15 protein-coding genes are annotated in these 16,304 nt (G+C 72.7%); 9 read left to right on the plus strand and 6 right to left on the minus strand.

The window, feature by feature from the left end; all coding sequences use genetic code 11:
• The first annotated feature begins 297 nt into the window (after window positions 1-297).
• Window positions 298-717, plus strand: a complete 420-nt coding sequence (gene panD, locus ABZ490_RS23150; RefSeq protein ID WP_358992888.1) for an aspartate 1-decarboxylase — start codon at window positions 298-300, stop codon at window positions 715-717.
• A gap of 47 nt (window positions 718-764) precedes the next feature.
• Window positions 765-1,112, plus strand: coding sequence for a GNAT family N-acetyltransferase (locus ABZ490_RS23155; protein ID WP_358992890.1), 348 nt, complete (start codon window positions 765-767; stop codon window positions 1,110-1,112).
• Window positions 1,113-1,526: 414 nt separating this feature from the next.
• Here the strand turns inward: ABZ490_RS23155 and gndA are convergent, their stop codons facing one another.
• A complete protein-coding gene (gndA, locus tag ABZ490_RS23160) occupies window positions 1,527-2,966 on the minus strand; it encodes an NADP-dependent phosphogluconate dehydrogenase (RefSeq protein WP_358992892.1) in 1,440 nt (479 codons plus the stop codon).
• Between the two features lie 164 nt (window positions 2,967-3,130).
• On the opposite strand from gndA, the gene ABZ490_RS23165 reads away from it, so the two are divergent.
• On the plus strand, window positions 3,131-4,324 hold the full coding sequence (locus ABZ490_RS23165) for a transglycosylase family protein (protein ID WP_358992894.1): 1,194 nt from the start codon (window positions 3,131-3,133) through the stop codon (window positions 4,322-4,324).
• On the opposite strand, the gene ABZ490_RS23170 is transcribed toward ABZ490_RS23165, so the two are convergent.
• On the minus strand, window positions 4,314-5,534 hold the full coding sequence (locus ABZ490_RS23170) for a DMT family transporter (RefSeq protein WP_358992896.1): 1,221 nt from the start codon (window positions 5,532-5,534) through the stop codon (window positions 4,314-4,316). The two genes, ABZ490_RS23165 and ABZ490_RS23170, sit on opposite strands and share 11 nt — an antisense overlap.
• Window positions 5,535-5,761: 227 nt before the next feature.
• On the opposite strand from ABZ490_RS23170, the gene ABZ490_RS23175 reads away from it, so the two are divergent.
• The 5 genes from ABZ490_RS23175 to ABZ490_RS23195 all read left to right on the plus strand — a co-directional run bounded on the left by ABZ490_RS23175 (window position 5,762) and on the right by ABZ490_RS23195 (window position 12,055).
• Window positions 5,762-6,511: a (2Fe-2S)-binding protein gene (locus ABZ490_RS23175; protein ID WP_358992898.1), complete on the plus strand. Its 750-nt coding sequence runs from the start codon at window positions 5,762-5,764 to the stop codon at window positions 6,509-6,511.
• 39 nt (window positions 6,512-6,550) lie between these two features.
• On the plus strand, window positions 6,551-7,723 hold the full coding sequence (gene glgA / locus ABZ490_RS23180; RefSeq protein WP_358992900.1) for a glycogen synthase: 1,173 nt from the start codon (window positions 6,551-6,553) through the stop codon (window positions 7,721-7,723).
• A 54-nt stretch (window positions 7,724-7,777) separates the two neighbouring features.
• Window positions 7,778-8,998 (plus strand): glucose-1-phosphate adenylyltransferase, encoded by a 1,221-nt coding sequence (glgC, locus tag ABZ490_RS23185; RefSeq protein WP_358992902.1) that lies wholly within the window; start codon window positions 7,778-7,780, stop codon window positions 8,996-8,998.
• Between the two features lie 102 nt (window positions 8,999-9,100).
• The gene (locus tag ABZ490_RS23190) at window positions 9,101-10,459 is read left to right on the plus strand and encodes a wax ester/triacylglycerol synthase family O-acyltransferase (protein WP_358992904.1); all 1,359 of its coding nucleotides are present in this window, start codon (window positions 9,101-9,103) and stop codon (window positions 10,457-10,459) included.
• A 102-nt stretch (window positions 10,460-10,561) separates the two neighbouring features.
• Window positions 10,562-12,055 (plus strand): SDR family NAD(P)-dependent oxidoreductase, encoded by a 1,494-nt coding sequence (locus ABZ490_RS23195; RefSeq protein ID WP_358992906.1) that lies wholly within the window; start codon window positions 10,562-10,564, stop codon window positions 12,053-12,055.
• Here the strand turns inward: ABZ490_RS23195 and ABZ490_RS23200 are convergent.
• Both ABZ490_RS23200 and ABZ490_RS23205 read right to left on the minus strand, forming a co-directional pair.
• On the minus strand, window positions 12,034-12,864 hold the full coding sequence (locus ABZ490_RS23200; protein ID WP_358992908.1) for an SDR family oxidoreductase: 831 nt from the start codon (window positions 12,862-12,864) through the stop codon (window positions 12,034-12,036). The genes ABZ490_RS23195 and ABZ490_RS23200 overlap by 22 nt on opposite strands.
• 25 nt (window positions 12,865-12,889) lie before the next feature.
• Entirely contained in the window at window positions 12,890-13,342 is a 453-nt protein-coding gene (locus tag ABZ490_RS23205; protein ID WP_358992910.1) for a hypothetical protein, read from the minus strand.
• A gap of 455 nt (window positions 13,343-13,797) precedes the next feature.
• Between ABZ490_RS23205 and ABZ490_RS23210 the strand changes: the two genes are divergently transcribed.
• A complete protein-coding gene (locus ABZ490_RS23210) occupies window positions 13,798-13,971 on the plus strand; it encodes a hypothetical protein (protein WP_107103433.1) in 174 nt (57 codons plus the stop codon).
• Between the two features lie 87 nt (window positions 13,972-14,058).
• Here ABZ490_RS23210 and ABZ490_RS23215 read toward each other — a convergent pair whose 3' ends face one another.
• Window positions 14,059-15,408 (minus strand): amidase family protein, encoded by a 1,350-nt coding sequence (locus ABZ490_RS23215; RefSeq protein ID WP_358992912.1) that lies wholly within the window; start codon window positions 15,406-15,408, stop codon window positions 14,059-14,061.
• A gap of 88 nt (window positions 15,409-15,496) precedes the next feature.
• Window positions 15,497-16,213, minus strand: coding sequence for an FCD domain-containing protein (locus ABZ490_RS23220; RefSeq protein ID WP_358992914.1), 717 nt, complete (start codon window positions 16,211-16,213; stop codon window positions 15,497-15,499).
• Window positions 16,214-16,304 lie beyond the last annotated feature (91 nt).

Below are 16,304 nucleotides of genomic sequence, written 5' to 3' on the forward strand. Positions count from 1 at the left end.
GCGCATTACCTCGTCAGTTTGCTCCTGGGAGGTGACGTTCAGGTTGCCGATGTTCCGTCAGTTAGGTCAGCGTTTGGTCAGCATCAGTCCTGGCGTATTCCGCGAAGAGTGTCTGAGTAGGGGCACGGTCTGCGATGTCATAACAACCTGATTCGTTCGGAAGCCCAGGCGGGGAGCCTTGTCTCCGGAGAGGAGCGATGTTCCTCACAACAGTCGACTTCGGTGTGTGCCCATGTACAGTGAAGACCGCCCTTGACCTGCACAAAGCAGGCAGGGAGCCGTCTTCCAGGAGTCCAGATGCTGCGCACTCTGTTCAAGTCCAAGATCCACCGCGCCACCGTCACCCAGGCCGACCTGCACTACGTGGGATCGGTGACCATCGACGCCGATCTGCTGGACGCCGCCGATCTGCTGCCCGGTGAGCTGGTCCACATCGTCGACATCACCAATGGGGCGCGGCTCGAGACGTACGTCATCGAGGGCGAGCGCGGCTCGGGGGTGGTCGGGATCAACGGGGCCGCCGCCCATCTCGTCCACCCCGGGGATCTCGTGATCATCATCAGTTACGCTCAGGTCACCGACGCCGAGGCGAGGGCGCTGAAGCCGCGGATCGTGCACGTGGACGGCGACAACCGGATCGTGGCCCTCGGGGCCGACGCCTCGGAGCCGGTACCGGGCTCCGACCAGCGGCGCAGCCCGCAGGCCGTGTCCGTCTGAGCCTCGCGTCGGCCGTACCGACCGCACCCATCGCACCGGGAGTGCCCATGAGCGACATCGAGATCCGTGACGACCGGACGGCGGGCCGTCTCGAAGCCCTCGGTGAGGGGGCCGAGGTCGTGGGCCGTATCGAGTACTTCGTCCTGGAGTCGCCCGCCCGCGCCCTCGTCCCGGTGCACACCATCGTGGAACCGGCCCACGAGGGCCAGGGCATCGCGGGCTCCCTCGCGCGCGAGCTGTACGGCATCGCCGCGCGCGAGGGCGTCCCGGTCGCCCCGCTCTGCCCGTACGTCGTCAAGTGGGCCGCCCGCCACCCGGAGGAGGCCCCGTCGGCCGACCCCGCCCTGCTGGCCGCGGCCAAGGACTGGCTGCGCGCCCATCCCGGCCGTTTCTGACCGCCGGGCGGACCCACCCGGGTGAGTGTCCGGGGCGGTGCCGGGTACGCGGGGGAGTAGTCCAGAGCCGAGCGACACGACTGGCCGGAGGACACGATGACCACCCCACCCCCCGACCCCGCCCCGCCGACGCCGACGCCGGGCCCTCCGGACCCGTACCCCACCCCGGTGCCGACCCCCGAACCCCCACCGGCCCCCCAGCCGCCCCCGATGCCCGGCCCACCCCCGGAGCCGTCACCGTCACCGATCCCCCCGGGCCCGGAACCCGTCCCCCACCCAGAACCGGGCCCTCCGCTGACGTGAGGACAAGGTGGGCGGCACTCAGGAACACCGCCCACCGCAACGCCCTGAGGGGGCGCGGGGAACCGCGCGGCCAGCTCCCACGCACCCGCACTCCCGACCAGGGGCCACGCCCTACGCCCCGACCTCCGACCGATCCCCACCCCACAACGTGTGGAACGCCCCCTCCCGGTCCACCCTCCGGTACGTGTGCGCCCCGAAGAAGTCCCGCTGCCCCTGAGTGAGCGCCGCAGGCAACCGCTCGGCCCGCAGCGCGTCGTAGTACGCCAGCGCCGCCGCGAACCCGGGCGTGGGCACCCCCTGCCGCACCGCGGCGACGACCACCTCACGCCAGTCGTCCTGCGCGGCCCCGATCTCCGCCGCGAACGTCCCGTCCGACAGCAGACTCGGCAGATCCGCCCGCGCGTCGTACGCCTCCCGGATCCGGTCCAGGAACGCCGCCCGGATGATGCACCCGCCCCGCCAGATCGCGGAGACCGCGCCGAGGTCGATGTCCCAGCCGTACTCCTCGCTGCCCGCCGCGATCTCGTGGAAGCCCTGGGTGTACGACACGATCTTCGACGCGTACAGCGCCTGCTCCACCCGGTCGGCGAACGCCGCCGCCTCCGCCTCGCCCAGCGGGGCCGCCTTCGGCCCGGCCAGCCCGCGGGACGCCTCCCGCAGCGCCGCGTGCCCGGACAGCGAGCGGGCGAACACCGCCTCCGCGATCCCCGACACCGGCACGCCCAGGTCGAGGGCGATCTGGACCGTCCAGCGGCCCGTGCCCTTCTGTTCGGCCTGGTCCACGACCACGTCCACGAACGGCTCGCCGGTCGCCGCGTCCACGTGCGACAGCACCTCGGCCGTGATCTCGATCAGGTAGGAGTCGAGCCGGCCCGTGTTCCAGGTGCGGAAGATCTCCGCGATCTGCGCCGGCGTGTACCCGGCGACGTCCCGCAGCAGCTGGTACGCCTCACCGATCAGCTGCATGTCGGCGTACTCGATGCCGTTGTGGACCATCTTCACGAAGTGCCCGGCGCCGTCCGGCCCGACGTGCGTGACGCAGGGCGCCCCGTCCGCGGCCTTCGCGGAGATCTTCTCCAGCATCGGGCCGAGGGAGCCGTACGACTCCGTGGAGCCGCCCGGCATGATGCTCGGGCCGTGCAGCGCGCCCTCCTCGCCGCCGGAGATGCCCGTGCCGACGAAGTGCAGGCCCTGCTCGCGCAGTTCGCGCTCCCGGCGCCGGGTGTCCGCGAAGTGCGCGTTGCCGCCGTCGATGATCATGTCGCCGGGTTCGAGGAGCGGGGCGAACTCCCGGATGACCGCGTCGGTCGGCTCCCCGGCCTTCACCATGATCACCAGTCGGCGGGGCCGCTCCAGCGCCGCCACGAAGTCCTTGGCGCTCTCCGCCGCCACGAACGTTCCCTCGTGCCCGAACTCCTCCACCAGCGCGTGGGTGCGCGCCGCCGTCCGGTTGTGCAGCGCCACCGTGTAACCGTTGCGCGCGAAGTTGCGGGCGAGATTGCGGCCCATGACCGCGAGTCCCGTCACACCGATCTGCGCTGTAGTGCTCATAGGGCTGGCTCCTAGGGGTGGTGCCGGTCAGTTTCGTCCTGGAGCCCATCCTTGCGGGTTTCCCGCTCCCCTGCGCGCACCGCGAGCGGCTGATTGCGGTCTTGTCACGGGCTGTGAACGGCCCGTACTTTTGCCCCTCCTGACGCTTGTCGAGGGGGAACTCCATGGCCGTACGCGGCCGGCACCGCCGGTACCAGCCGAACAGGATCAACCGGGCCTCACTCACGGTCACCGCGGGCGGCGCCGGTATGGCGATACCGCTCATCGGAGCCGGCGCGGCCCAGGCGGCCGACGTGGACACCTGGAACAAGGTCGCCGCGTGCGAGTCCAGCAACAACTGGCACATCAACACGGGCAACGGCTTCTACGGCGGCCTCCAGTTCACCCGGTCGACCTGGGAGGCGTACGGCGGCAAGCGGTACGCCCAGCGCGCCGACCTGGCCACCAGGGACCAGCAGATCGCCGTCGCGGAGAAGGTCCTGGAAGGCCAGGGGCCCGGTGCCTGGCCGGTGTGCTCGGTGCGGGCCGGACTGGCCCGGGGCGGCGACACCCCCGACATCCACCCGAACGGCACCTCCGGCAAGGAGGCCGAGGACGCCAAGCAATCCAAGGCCGCCAAGTCCGCCAAGTCCGCGAAGTCGGCCAAGACGTCCCTGAAGGACGTACAGCCGCAGGCCACGCCCCAGTCCCGGGCCGGTACCGCCGAGATGTACACCGTCGTCCGCGGCGACACCCTCTCCGGCATCGCCGACACCGAGGACGTCAAGGGCGGCTGGCGGCGGCTCTACGCCGCGAACCGGACCACGATCGGCGCCGATCCCGACCTGATCCTGCCGGGCCAGCGGCTGAAACTGCGCGCCCCGGCCGACACGAAGGCCCCCCGGACGAGCCCGAGCACGTCCAGATCGCGCACCGAGAAGGAATCCGACGCCGACGACAAGGCGCAGACCGGCCATTCCCTGGTCGCCCCCGTCGCCGCGGCCACCGGGACCCCGTACCACGCGACCGGCTCCTCCTGGTCGAAGGGCTACCACACCGGCGTCGACTTCCCCGTCCCCACCGGGACCTCCGTGAAGGCGGTCGCCTCGGGCACGGTCGTCAGCGCGGGCTGGGGCGGGTCCTTCGGCTACCAGGTGGTCATCCGGCACGCCGACGGCCGCTACACCCAGTACGCCCATCTGTCCGCGATCTCCGTCCGGGACGGGCAGTCGGTGGGCGGCGGGCAGCGCATCGGGCGCTCCGGCTCCACCGGCAACAGCACGGGCCCGCATCTGCACTTCGAGGTGCGGACGGGGCCCGGTTTCGGTTCGGATGTCGACCCGCTGGCGTATCTGCGGGCCGGCGGCGTCAGGATTTGACCCGCACCCGATGCCGGTCGACGGCCGGCATCGGGATGTACGTCGCGCTCCAGAGCGGGCTCTGGAGGAACACCACCGGCCGGTCGGCCGGGTCCGGGGCCTCACCGAGGTCGTCGAGGCCGTCCACGCCGTCCACGCCGTCCAGGCCGTCGAGCGGCTCCCCGGCCTGGACCGGCACGAGCGGCTTCTCCCGACCGTCCCGACCGTCCCGCCGCTCCTGCCGCATGCCGTCCCGCATCTCCACGGCGGCCAGCAGTTCCTCCGGCAGGTCCGCCATGAGCGGCGCCGAGGCGGCGTCCGCAGCCGTCAGAGCCGGCTCCGCCGGTTCCGTTGCCTCCGCCGTCTCCACCGGTGCGGCCACAGCCCCGGCCACAGCGGATCCTCCTTGAAGACGCTCGGTGGTCAGCAGGATGAGCCCGCCCGCCGCCACCACTCCACAGCCCAGGGCGAGCACGGTGCCCGTCGTGCCGTACCGGAACGTCTCGCCGAACATCGTGATGCCGACCGCGGCCGCCACCACCGGGTTGACCACGGTCAGCGTGGCCAGCGGGGCCGCGAGGCCCGCGCCGCGGTAGGAGGCCTGCGACAGCAGCATGCCCGCGGTGGCCAGCACGCCGATCACCGCGAGGGAGGGCACGTCGGCCGTCGAGACACCGTCGGTCCAGTCGACCGCGACGGTCTTGGTGAACACGGACGACATGCCGAAGGCTATGCCGGACGCGGTCGCCAGCAGCATGCTGCGCACCGCGGGATGCCGGTGCGCGGCCCGCCCGGCCACCATCAGGGCCGCCACCGCGCCGCCGGTCACCACGGCCACGCTCACCCGCTGCGCGGTGCTGAGCGACTGCGCGTCGGAGGCGCCGACCAGGGAGAGCAGACCGGCCAGACCCACCGTCGCCATGATCGCGCCCCGCCAGGCCGTCGCCCCGGCCCTGCGGCCGACGAACAGCGCGGCCATCGGCAGCGCGAACACGATGGTCAGCGCGCCCAGCGGCTGCACCAGGCTCAACGGGCCGTAGGCCAGCGCCACCACGTGCAGCAGCCCGCCGAGGCCGTTCAGCACGACCGCCGCCCACCAGCCGGGGCGGCGCAGCGGCGCGTACTCCCCGTCCGGCGAGGACACCGCGACCTGCTCCTGCACGATCGCGCCGGAGGCGTACGCCACGGCGGAGACCAGCGACAGGACCACGGACAACGCGAGGGCGCTCATGAGCTGCTCCTCTGCGTGAGGCCGGGGCCCGGGACCCGGCGCGGCGAACGGTGGGCTCTCATAACCAACACGATGCCTTGTCGATCTGTTCCCGTCGTCGTACCTGAGCACTCAATGGGTCCTACTGCCGATGGAGTACGAGGGGACCACCGTCCTCCCTCAGACGGGTGACGTGTGAGGGATCCCCCTGATCTCGATCCCCGACCTCCTTGGTACTACTGCACTTCGTGGACCTCGACCCCCAACTCGCCGCGCTGCGCCCGCTCGGCGGCTTCTTCCTCCTACGCGTGGCAGGAGAGCCGCCCCGCCCCCTGCCGACGCTCGCACGGGCCTACGCGAACCAGTCGTCGGATGTTTACGGAAATCCCCTGACTTTCCGTGTCCGGAAGGTGAGCCGGGCGCTCCGGGCCCCCGAGGAGCGGATCGGCGCCTCCGTGGCCCAGCAGGGGCTCGCGGCCCGGCTGTGGTCGGCGGCCCTCGGCTGCGCCGTCCTGTACGGCGCGATCCCCGACCTGGATCCGCGGCTGCTGCGCTGGGACCCGGACGGCGGCGCCCCCGACGATCTCTGGCTGACCGAGGTCAGGGAGCTGCCCGGGGACGCCGCGACGCTCGCCGCCGCCGTACTGGACGGGCATCTCGTACCGCTGTCGGCGGCCCTGCGCGCCCACCACCGCCTCGCGCCCGGTCTGCTGCGGGGCAACGCCGCCTCCGCGCTGGCCGGGGCCGCCCGGCAGCTGGAGCAGTGGGCGCGGGCGCACGGGCGCCCCGGGACCGCCGCACGCGCGCGTGCCCTCACCGCCGAACTGTTCGCCCACCCCCTCCTCGCGGACACCGGCGTCCGCACCGACGGCCCGGCCGGCACGGACTTCCGCCGCCGCAGCTGCTGTCTGTACTACCGGGTGCCCGGCGGCGGAGTCTGCGGCGACTGTTGCTTCACACGACCCCCGCGCTCTTCCCCGCGCGCCCCGTCTGGGTGACCATGAAGGGAACCAGCCGCTGAGAATGGGGGGTTCCGGGTGCGTGTGGGACTGCTGACCCGGGAGTACCCCCCGGACGTGTACGGCGGCGCGGGCGTCCATGTCGAGTTCCTCGCGCGGGAGTTGCGCCGCCTCGTCGACCTCGACGTGCACTGCTGGGGCGAGAGCTCCCTGCGGGAACGCGCGGAGGGCGTCCGGCGCCACCGGCCCTGGTCCGCGCTGGACGACGCCAACGACGCGCTGCGCACCTTCTCCGTGGACCTCGCGATGGCCGCCGCCCTCGAAGGCCGTGAACTCGTCCACTCCCACACCTGGTACGCCAATCTCGCCGGCCATCTCGCCCAGCGGCTGTACGGCGTCCCGCACGTGGTGACCGCGCACTCGCTGGAGCCCCTGCGCCCGTGGAAGGCCGAGCAACTCGGCGGCGGCTACGCCCTGTCGAGCTGGGCCGAGCGGTCCGCGCTGGAGGCCGCCGACGCGGTGATCGCCGTGTCGGCGGCGATGCGTGAGGACATCCTCACCTGTTATCCCGCGCTCCCCCCGGAGCGGGTGCACGTGGTGCACAACGGCATCGACACCGGCCTCTACCGCCCGGACCCCGGCACGGACGCCCTGGTCAGGATCGGACTGGACCCGGACCGCCCCTACGTGCTGTTCGTCGGCCGCATCACCCGCCAGAAGGGCGTGCCCCATCTCCTGCGCGCCGTACGGGACATCGACCCGGCCGCCCAGGTGGTGCTCTGCGCGGGCGCCCCCGACACCCCGGAGATCGACCAGGAGTTCCGCGACCTGTTCGAGGGCCTGAGCCGTGCCCGCGACGGCGTGCACTGGATCCCGCGCATGCTCCCGCGCCCCGAGGTGATCCAACTCCTCACGCACGCGGCCGTGTTCGTCTGCCCTTCGGTGTACGAGCCGCTCGGCATCGTCAACCTGGAGGCGATGGCCTGCGGCACCCCCGTGGTCGCCTCCCGGGTCGGCGGGATACCGGAGGTCGTCGAGGACGGGGTGACCGGCCTCCTCGTCCCGGTCGACGAGGAGGCCGCCGTGTTCGAGGCCGGGCTCGCCCGGGCGCTGGACGCGGTCCTCGGGGATCCGGCCGCCGGCCGCCGGATGGGTGAAGCCGGGCGGGTCCGCGCGGTGGACGAGTTCGGCTGGGACGCCGTGGCCCGGCGGACCGTCCGGCTGTACCAGGAGATCGTCAAACAGGCGTAGCGGGCCCCGCTGCGGGGCATCCATGGGTTCCAACCAGGGTGAGGGGAGCGGCCAATGCGTCGTGGTGGACCTTCTGTGCTCGGCATCGTGCTGGCGGGCGGCGAGGGCAAGCGCCTGATGCCCCTGACCGCGGACCGGGCCAAACCGGCCGTCACGTTCGGCGGCACCTACCGGCTCGTCGACTTCGTGCTGTCCAACCTCGTCAACGCCGACATCCTGCGCATCTGTGTGCTCACGCAGTACAAGTCGCACTCGCTGGACCGGCACATCACCACCACCTGGCGGATGTCCAGCCTGCTGGGCAACTACGTCACCCCGGTCCCCGCCCAGCAGCGCCTCGGCAAGCGCTGGTACCTGGGCAGCGCCGACGCGATCCTGCAGTCGCTGAACCTGGTCTACGACGAGCGGCCGGAGTACGTCGCCGTCTTCGGCGCCGACCACGTGTACCGCATGGACCCGCGCCAGATGCTCACCCAGCACATCGACAGCGGGGCCGGGGTCACGGTGGCCGGGATCCGGGTCCCGCGCGGCGAGTCGTCCTCCTTCGGGGTGATCACCCCCGGCTCGGACGGCCAGTCGATCGAGAACTTCCTGGAGAAGCCCGCCGACCCGCCCGGTCTGCGCGACGACCCCGACAGCGTGTTCGCCTCGATGGGCAACTACCTCTTCACCACCAAGGCCCTCATCGAGGCCCTCCAGCGGGACGCCGAGGAGGAGGACTCCGTGCACGACATGGGCGGCTCGATCCTGCCCCAGCTCACCCGGCGCGGCGAGGCACAGCTCTACGACTTCAGCTCCAACCACGTCCCCGGCGAGACCAGCCGCGACCAGGGCTACTGGCGGGACGTCGGCACGCTCGACGCGTACTACGACGCCCATATGGACTTGATCGCCGAGCGCCCCGCCTTCAACCTGTACAACCGCAGCTGGCCCATCTACACCCACTCCAACCAGCTCTCCCCGGCCCGTTTCAACGCGGGCGGCATGGCCAGCGAGTCGATCATCAGTGCGGGCTGTCTGATCCGCGGCCAGGTCAGCCGGTCCGTGCTCTCGCCCGGTGTCCGGGTCGACCCGGGGGCGGTCGTCCAGGGCTCGATCCTGCACGACAACGTCCACATCGGCCGGGGCGCGGTGGTGCGCGGCGCGGTCCTGGACAAGAACGTGGAGGTCCCGCCGGGCGCGACCATCGGAGTCAACCCCGAGCGCGACGGAGAGCTGTACACCGTGTCCGAGAACGGGGTCATCGGCCTCGGAAAGGGACAACAGGTGTCATGAACTTAATCGGCTGTTAACTGTGCGTAGCCTGAACCTGCTTGACCGTAATCGCTTCCAAGGGGTTGACTGCTGCCTCACCCGTCGTCGACGCGAGGCAAGCCCTTGTCTGCTGATGATCTCCTGGCACCCCTCGACCTGGCGTTCTGGAACATCGAGTCCCCCGAGCACCCGATGCACCTCGGCGCCCTCGGTGTCTTCGCCGCGCAGTCGCCCACCGCGGGCGCCCACGCGGCCGATCTGCTCGCCGCGCGCGCGGCGGCCGTCCCCGGGCTGCGCATGCGCATCCGGGACGTGTGGCGGCCCTTCGACCCCGTCCTGCCCCTCGACCTGCGCCGCCCGCTCGCCATAGGCGGTGCGGTACGCGAGAGCGACCCCGACTTCGACCCCCACCGGCACGTCCGGCTGCACGCCCCCACGGCCGACTTCCAGACCGCGGCCGGCCGGCTCATGGAGCGCCCCCTGGAGCGCGACCGCCCGCCCTGGGAGGCGCACGTCCTGCCGGGCGAGGACGGCCTGTCCTTCGCCGTGCTGTTCAAGTTCCACCACGCCCTCGCCGACGGACTGCGTGCCCTGACGCTCGCCGCCGCCGTCCTGGACCCCATGGACCTGCCCGCGGCCCGGCCGCGCCCCGCCGAGCCCGCCCGGGGCCTGATCCCCGGTGTGCGCAGACTCCCCGAGCTGCTGCGCGGCGCCGTCTCGGACGTGGGGCGCGCGCTCGACATCGGCGCCTCCGTCGCCGTGTCGCGGCTGGGCGTACGGTCCACCCCCGCGCTCGCCGCCCCGCCCACCGGCACCCGCCGTACCGCCGGGGTGGTCCTCGACCTCGACGACGTGCACCGCGTCCGCAAGGTGGTCGGCGGCACCGTCAACGACGTCCTGATCGCCGTCGTGGCCGGTGCCCTGCGCAGCTGGCTGGACGAGCGCGGCGACGGCAGCGAGGGCGTACGCCCCCGGGCGCTGATCCCCGTCTCCAAGCGCCGCCCGCGCACCGCGCACCCGCAGGGCAATCGGCTCTCCGGGTACCTGATACGGCTTCCGGTCGACGACCCCGACCCGCTCGGCCGGCTCGCCCAGGTCCGCACCGCCATGGACGCCAACAAGGACGCCGGGCCCGGCCGGGGCGCGGGCGCCGTCGCCCTGCTCGCCGACCACGTGCCGGCGCTCGGCCACCGGCTCGGCGGACCGCTGGTCAGCCAGGCCGCCCGGCTCTGGTTCGACATCCTCGTCACCAGCGTCCCGCTGCCCAGCCTCGGGCTGAAGCTCGGCGGGAACCCGGTCACCGAGGTGTTCCCGTACGCGCCGCTGGCCCGCGGCCAGTCCCTGGCGGTCGCCGTCTCGACGTACCGCGGCCGGGTCCACTACGGGCTGGTCGCCGACGGTGAGGCCGTCCCCGATCTCGACCGGTTCGCGCACGCGCTGATCACCGAGGTGGAGACACTCATCACGGCCTGCGGTTCCTGACCGGAACGGGTTTGGAGGAGAGGCCCGGCGCTCCGTAGACTTCCCCGTTCGAAAGCGGGCGCGGTCGGAGCGCCGCACTTCTCAGCAGGGAACAGCAGCGCGATGACGGTGACAGAGGACGGCTCGGCCGCCACCGAGGAGACGGCCCACGGCCCCGGCATCGACCCCGAGCGGCTGGCCGTCTGCCTCGGTGTGCTCGAGGAACTCGACAAGCTGGAGGTCGACCACCCGGACGCGATCGCCGTGCGCCGGGCCACCGCCGGCATCTACCGCACGGTGAAGCAGCGCCGCCGCCAGGAGCGCCGGGCCTCCAAGACCGCCCACGACAAGGCGGTCACCGAGTCCACCGCGACCGGCTCCGCGCAGCGCATCGACGACGAGACCGAGGGCATCCTGCCGTCGTCCGTCACCGAGGCGGGCCGGATCGCCGGGATACTCCAGCGCCCGCGCTCCTGCTACACCTGCAAGACCCGGTACGTCGAGGTCGACTACTTCTACCACCAGCTCTGTCCGGACTGTGCCCGGCTGAACCGTGACAAGCGCGACGCCCGCGCCGACCTCACCGGCAAGCGGGCCCTGCTCACCGGCGGCCGCGCCAAGATCGGCATGTACATCGCGCTGCGGCTGCTGCGTGACGGCGCGCACACCACCATCACCACCCGCTTCCCCAAGGACGCCATCCGCCGCTTCAAGGCCATGGACGACTCCGCCGACTGGATCCACCGGCTGGAGGTCGTCGGCATCGACCTGCGCGACCCGGCGCAGGCCGTGGCCCTCGCCGAGCAGGTGTCCGCGGCGGGTCCGCTGGACGTCCTGGTCAACAACGCCACGCAGACCGTACGGCGCCTGCCGACCGCCTACGCCGCGCTGGTCGACGGCGAGAGCGCCCCGCTGCCCGCCGGTGAGCTGCCCGCCCACCACGTCATCGGCGCCTTCAACTCCGGCGCGGTCGACGGACTGGCCGCGCTGCCCCTCGGCACCAGCGGGCTGGACGCGCAGAAGGTCGCCGACCTCGCCCTGGTCGCGGGCAACGCCAGCGTCGCCCGGCACCTCGACGGCACCGCCATCGACGCGGGCGGGCTCGTCCCCGACGTCGTCGAGTCCAACACCTGGGTGCAGACCATCGAGCAGATCTCCCCGGTGGAGCTGCTGGAGACCCAGCTCTGCAACTACACCTCGCCGTTCATCCTGATCAGCAAGCTGCGGCCGGCGATGGCCGAGGCGGCCCGGCGGGCGGCCAGCGGGCGGTCGTACGTCGTGAACGTGTCGGCGATGGAGGGGGTCTTCGGCCGGGGCTACAAGGGCGCGGGGCACCCGAACACCAACGCCGCCAAGGCCGCGATGAACATGGTCACGCGGACCAGCGCGCAGGAGATGTTCCAGACCGACGGCATCCTGATGACCTCCGTCGACACCGGGTGGATCACCGACGAGCGGCCGCACTTCGACAAGCTGCGGCTGGCGGAGGAGGGGTTCCACGCGCCGTTGGATCTTGTCGACGGGGCGGCCCGGGTGTACGACCCGGTGGTGCGGGGTGAGGCCGGTGAGGATGTGTACGGGGTCTTTTTGAAGGATTACTCGCCGGGTAAGTGGTGAGTTCCTCGGGTGCGGGTCGTGGGGGGTTGCTCGCGCAGTTCCCCGCGCCCCCGACGTGCGACACGTGCCCTTCGTACCTTCGTACCGCCGTCCACCAGTAGGTCCGCCCCTGTGATCCACTCCGCCTGGTCGGAGCACAGCCACAGCACGGCCCTTGCCACGTCCTCCGGCTCGCCGATCCGTTCCAGCGGGAGGCTCGACGCGATGTCCGCCTCCCCCGGCTCCCACACGAACCGTGCCATCTCCGTGCGTACCAGGCCGGGGGAGACCGAGTTCACGCGGACGCCGGGGCCGAGTTCGCCCGCCAGCTGCTGGGTGAGGTGGAGGAGCGCCGCCTTGCTGGTGCCGTAGGCGCCGACGCCGGGGCCCACATGGCCCGCGCCCTCCGTGCAGACGTTGATCACGCTGCCGCCGTGCTCGCGCATCCAGCCGTGCCAGGCGCACTGCGCGAGGCGCAGCGGGGCCTCGACGTTGACGGTGAAGGCCTCGCGCCACAGGGCCGGGTCGGCGTCCATGAGGGGGCCGTACGGCTGGTTCGTCGCCGCGTTGTTGACCAGGACGTCCAGGCGGCCGAACGCGCGCAGGCACAGATCGGTGAGCTCCTCCGGGTGTCCGGGGTCCGCCACGCTCCCGGGCAGGCCCACCCCGCCCAGCTCACGGGCGGTCCGCCGGACCTCGTCGGGATCGCGGGCGCTCACGCACACCCGCGCCCCCGCCTCCGCCAGGATCCGTGCCACCGCCCGGCCGATGCCCCGGGTGGCGCCCGTGACGACGGCGGCCCTGCCGTGCAAACCGTACGACGAGGTCATCGGCGTACGGTCTCACGGTGTGCGCTCAATCGACAGCCCCGAGACGGGAGTTGCGGGCCGCGATCAGCTCCAGGACGGTGCGCCAGTCCTCCAGGACCCCCGCGTCGACGCCGGGGGAGCGGCCGTCCTCGTCGGCCTGGTGGAGACGGGCGAGATCGTCGTCGGTGCCGCGCCAGGGGTGCAGCCGGAGCAGGTGGGCGACGCGGGGGCCGAGCAGGGGGCGTACGGCCTCGGCGGTGCGCTCGGCGCGGCCGGTGGGGTCGGCGGGGTCGGCGGGGCGCAGGAGGCGGCCGATCGGGTGGACCAGGCCGGTCAGCTGCAGCTCCTTGTCCGCCGGGCGGCTGCGGCGCAGCAGCGCCGCCGTCTGGAGCGCGTGATCGTGCAGGTCGACCCCGTGGCCCGGACCGCCCGGGGACTCGGGCACGCCCCGGCAGGCGTAGAGCAGGTCCATCAGCTCCTCGACGCTGCGCAGCTCCATGCGTCAGTCCTCCCGCGAGACAGCCGTTCGGTACCTCAGCAGATCATGGCGTGCTTGCGACGGGGCGAACGGCACTTGAACGACGCGGCCGACCGTCGCCCGGACGGGTCCATATACGCCGGACGGGTGAACTCGACCGGCGCGAAACCACCGAAAAGGGTTCAATTCACCTACGTAGAGCCGTAGGTGACACGCCATGGTTACCTCAAATTTTCGGCGCTATCGAGCGGTACCCCGCTCATTTGGTTAGTCTGTAGCGACGGACAGCAGGACGGAGTGCCACCCACACCCACCGTCCGTCCGGGGCAAGCCGGTTCACAACGGCCAGCTCTCCTGGGAGTCACCGGCACCACCGCGTCGCCATCGGCTCCAGCCCGACCCGAGGGAGCGTTAAGCGCCGGACCGCAGACTGGCCGGCACGCCCCGCGGGTGACCCGACACATAAGGAGTGCGCGGTGACACCGGAGAAGACGAATCGCGAACAACGCCCCAAGGAACGCACGGAGCGCGCCGGCCGCAGGCCCGGCGAGATCGGCAGCCTCGACGTGTGGGCGCGCTCCGCCCCGATCCGCCTGGCCGGCTACGAGGACGACCTCGCCGAGGACCACATCCTGCCCAGCGTGGACTGAGCCGCCCGGCCCACCCCTCGCGGCCCTCCGCCCGCATGGACGTGGCACCCCCAGGCCACGCCCATGCGGTCCTCCGAGCGCTCGCGCTCAGTCGAGCGGCGCCGTCCGCGTCCAGGGCCGCAGCCCCTCCAACTGCTCGGCGACCCGCAGCAGTTCCGCCTCGGACCCCGGCCGCCCCACCAGCTGGACGGCGGCCGGCGCCCCCGAGGGCAGCGTGCCGAACGGCACCGCCATCGCGGGCCACCCGGTCAGGTTCCACGGCGGGGTGAGCGGCGAGTAGTTCGTGTTGACCAGCACATTGCGCAGCCAGCCCCGCTCGTGCCACGCCTGCGACCTCGGCGAACGCCGCGCCAGCGCCGGCGTGAGCAGGACGTCGTACTCCTCGAAGAACGGCTCCAGGCGCCGGCGCAGCTCCTCCCGGGCCGAGCCGCCCCGCACCCCGTTCAGGAACCGCCGGCCGAGGGCCGCGTGCACCCGGGTGCGCCGGGTCAGCAGCCGGGCGTCCAGCGGGGCCGCGTCCACGGCCGTGCCCGCCGTCCAGTGGGCCAGCGAGGTCACGCCCAGCGACAGCGGGAAGCTCGGGTCGGCCCGCCGTACCTGATGGCCCGCCTTCATCAGCACCCCGGCGGCGTCCCGCGCCGCCTCCGCGTACGGGGCGCTCACCGTGACCCCCGCCAGCGGGCTGCGCACCGACACCGCGATCCGCAGCGCACCGGGCTCGCCGTCCTGCCGTACGGCCCCCGTGTCGTCCGCCAGGACCGACAGCATCAGCCGGGCGTCCTCCACCGTCGTGGCCAGCGGGCCGTTCTCCGACATGCCGAACCAGTCGCCGTCGCCTATCCCCGCCGGCACCACCCCGTGCCCCGGCTTGATGGTCACCAGCCCGCAGTTGGCGGCGGGTATGCGCAGGGAGCCCATGCCGTCGTTGCCGAGCGCGATCGGCACCATCCCCGCGGCCACCGCCGCCGCGCTGCCGCCGGAGGAGCCGCCCGCCGTGCGCGAGGTGTCCCAGGGGTTGCGGGCCGTGCCGTGCACACCCTCCGTGGTGCCGAAGACACACAGCTCCGGCACGTTTGTCAGCCCCACGACCACCGCACCGGCCTCCCGCAGCCGGGCCACCGTCACATGGTCGGCGCCGGCCGGGGTGTCCGGGGTCGCGGCCGACCCCACCCGCGTCGACTCGCCCCGCACCGCCAGATTGTCCTTGACCGCCACCGGCACCCCGGCCAGCGGCAGCCCGGCCAGATCCGAGCGGGCCGCCACCTCGTCCGCCTCGGCGAGCGCGGCCTCGGCCCGCACCACCCGGAACGCCCCGATCCGGCCGTCCAGGCGTGCGATGCGCGCGAGGTGCTCCGCCACCACCTCCCGCGGGGTGACCCGCTTCTCCCGCACGGCGGCGGCGATCTCGACGGCGGTCCGGCCGACCCAGGTGGTCACGGCGACTCCTTGGTGCTACTGGTGAGTACGTAAGGGGAAACCATGCCCGGCCGGGCGGCCCGCGTCGAGAGGCCGCCGGGGAAATCGGTCAGGGACCCACCTGCGCCCGGAGCCACTCCTCCACCTCGCCGACATGCGCGGCCGCCGCCGCGCGGGCCGCCTCCGGATCGTGCGCGGCGAGCGCGCGGTGGATCGCGGCGTGCTCGCGCCGGGTGCGCTCGAACGCGCCCTCCTCGCGGTAGCCGCGCCACACCCGGGCCCGGAACGTGCGCGAGGACAGGCCCTCCAGGATCGCCGCCATCGTCTCGTTGCCCGCGGCCGCGGCGATCGCCCGGTGGAAGGCGAGATCGTGGGCGAGGATCTCCTCCGGGTCGTCGGTGGCGTTCATCGCCGCCAAGTGGCCCTCCACCGCGGCCAGTTGGTCCGCAGTGATCCGGGCGGCGGCCAGCGCGGCCGCCGTCGACTCCAGGATCCGCCGCACCTCCAGCAGCTCCACCAGACGCGGCCCGCGCGAGAGATCGGCGACCACCCCGAACGTCTCCAGCAGATCACCGGCCTGGAGCCGGGTGACGTAGATGCCGGAACCGTGCCGCGCCTCCAGCACGCCGAGGACCGTCAGCGCCCGGATCGCCTCCCGCATCGAACTGCGGGAGATGCCCAGCTGGGCCGCGAGATCACGCTCGGTCGGCAGGCGCTGGCCCGGCTCCAGCAGCCCCTCGCCGATCATCGCCTTGATCCGCTCGATGGCGCGCTGCGTCACCGTGCCCTTGGGGGCGGCGCTCCCGCCCTGCCGAGGCTCGTCCACGTGCTCTCTCCTCCTCGCCGGTGCCGCGCAGTCTAGCCACAGATGTGGTCGGACCACTTGGGTCGATATCACCGCTGGATGGCACACTGGG

The sequence above is a fragment of the Streptomyces sp. NPDC005811 genome (assembly GCF_040630405.1).
Taxonomy (GTDB): Bacteria; Actinomycetota; Actinomycetes; order Streptomycetales; family Streptomycetaceae; genus Streptomyces.

What these genes read in the sequence shown, in the direction of transcription:
- panD (WP_358992888.1), top strand. Translation starts at nt 298, where the DNA reads ATGCTGCGCACTCTGTTCAAGTCCAAGATCCACCGCGCCACCGTCACC.
- ABZ490_RS23155 (WP_358992890.1), top strand. Translation starts at nt 765, where the DNA reads ATGAGCGACATCGAGATCCGTGACGACCGGACGGCGGGCCGTCTCGAA.
- gndA (WP_358992892.1), bottom strand. Translation starts at nt 2,966, where the DNA reads ATGAGCACTACAGCGCAGATCGGTGTGACGGGACTCGCGGTCATGGGC.
- ABZ490_RS23165 (WP_358992894.1), top strand. Translation starts at nt 3,131, where the DNA reads ATGGCCGTACGCGGCCGGCACCGCCGGTACCAGCCGAACAGGATCAAC.
- ABZ490_RS23170 (WP_358992896.1), bottom strand. Translation starts at nt 5,534, where the DNA reads ATGAGCGCCCTCGCGTTGTCCGTGGTCCTGTCGCTGGTCTCCGCCGTG.
- glgC (WP_358992902.1), top strand. Translation starts at nt 7,778, where the DNA reads ATGCGTCGTGGTGGACCTTCTGTGCTCGGCATCGTGCTGGCGGGCGGC.
- ABZ490_RS23195 (WP_358992906.1), top strand. Translation starts at nt 10,562, where the DNA reads ATGACGGTGACAGAGGACGGCTCGGCCGCCACCGAGGAGACGGCCCAC.
- ABZ490_RS23200 (WP_358992908.1), bottom strand. Translation starts at nt 12,864, where the DNA reads ATGACCTCGTCGTACGGTTTGCACGGCAGGGCCGCCGTCGTCACGGGC.
- ABZ490_RS23205 (WP_358992910.1), bottom strand. Translation starts at nt 13,342, where the DNA reads ATGGAGCTGCGCAGCGTCGAGGAGCTGATGGACCTGCTCTACGCCTGC.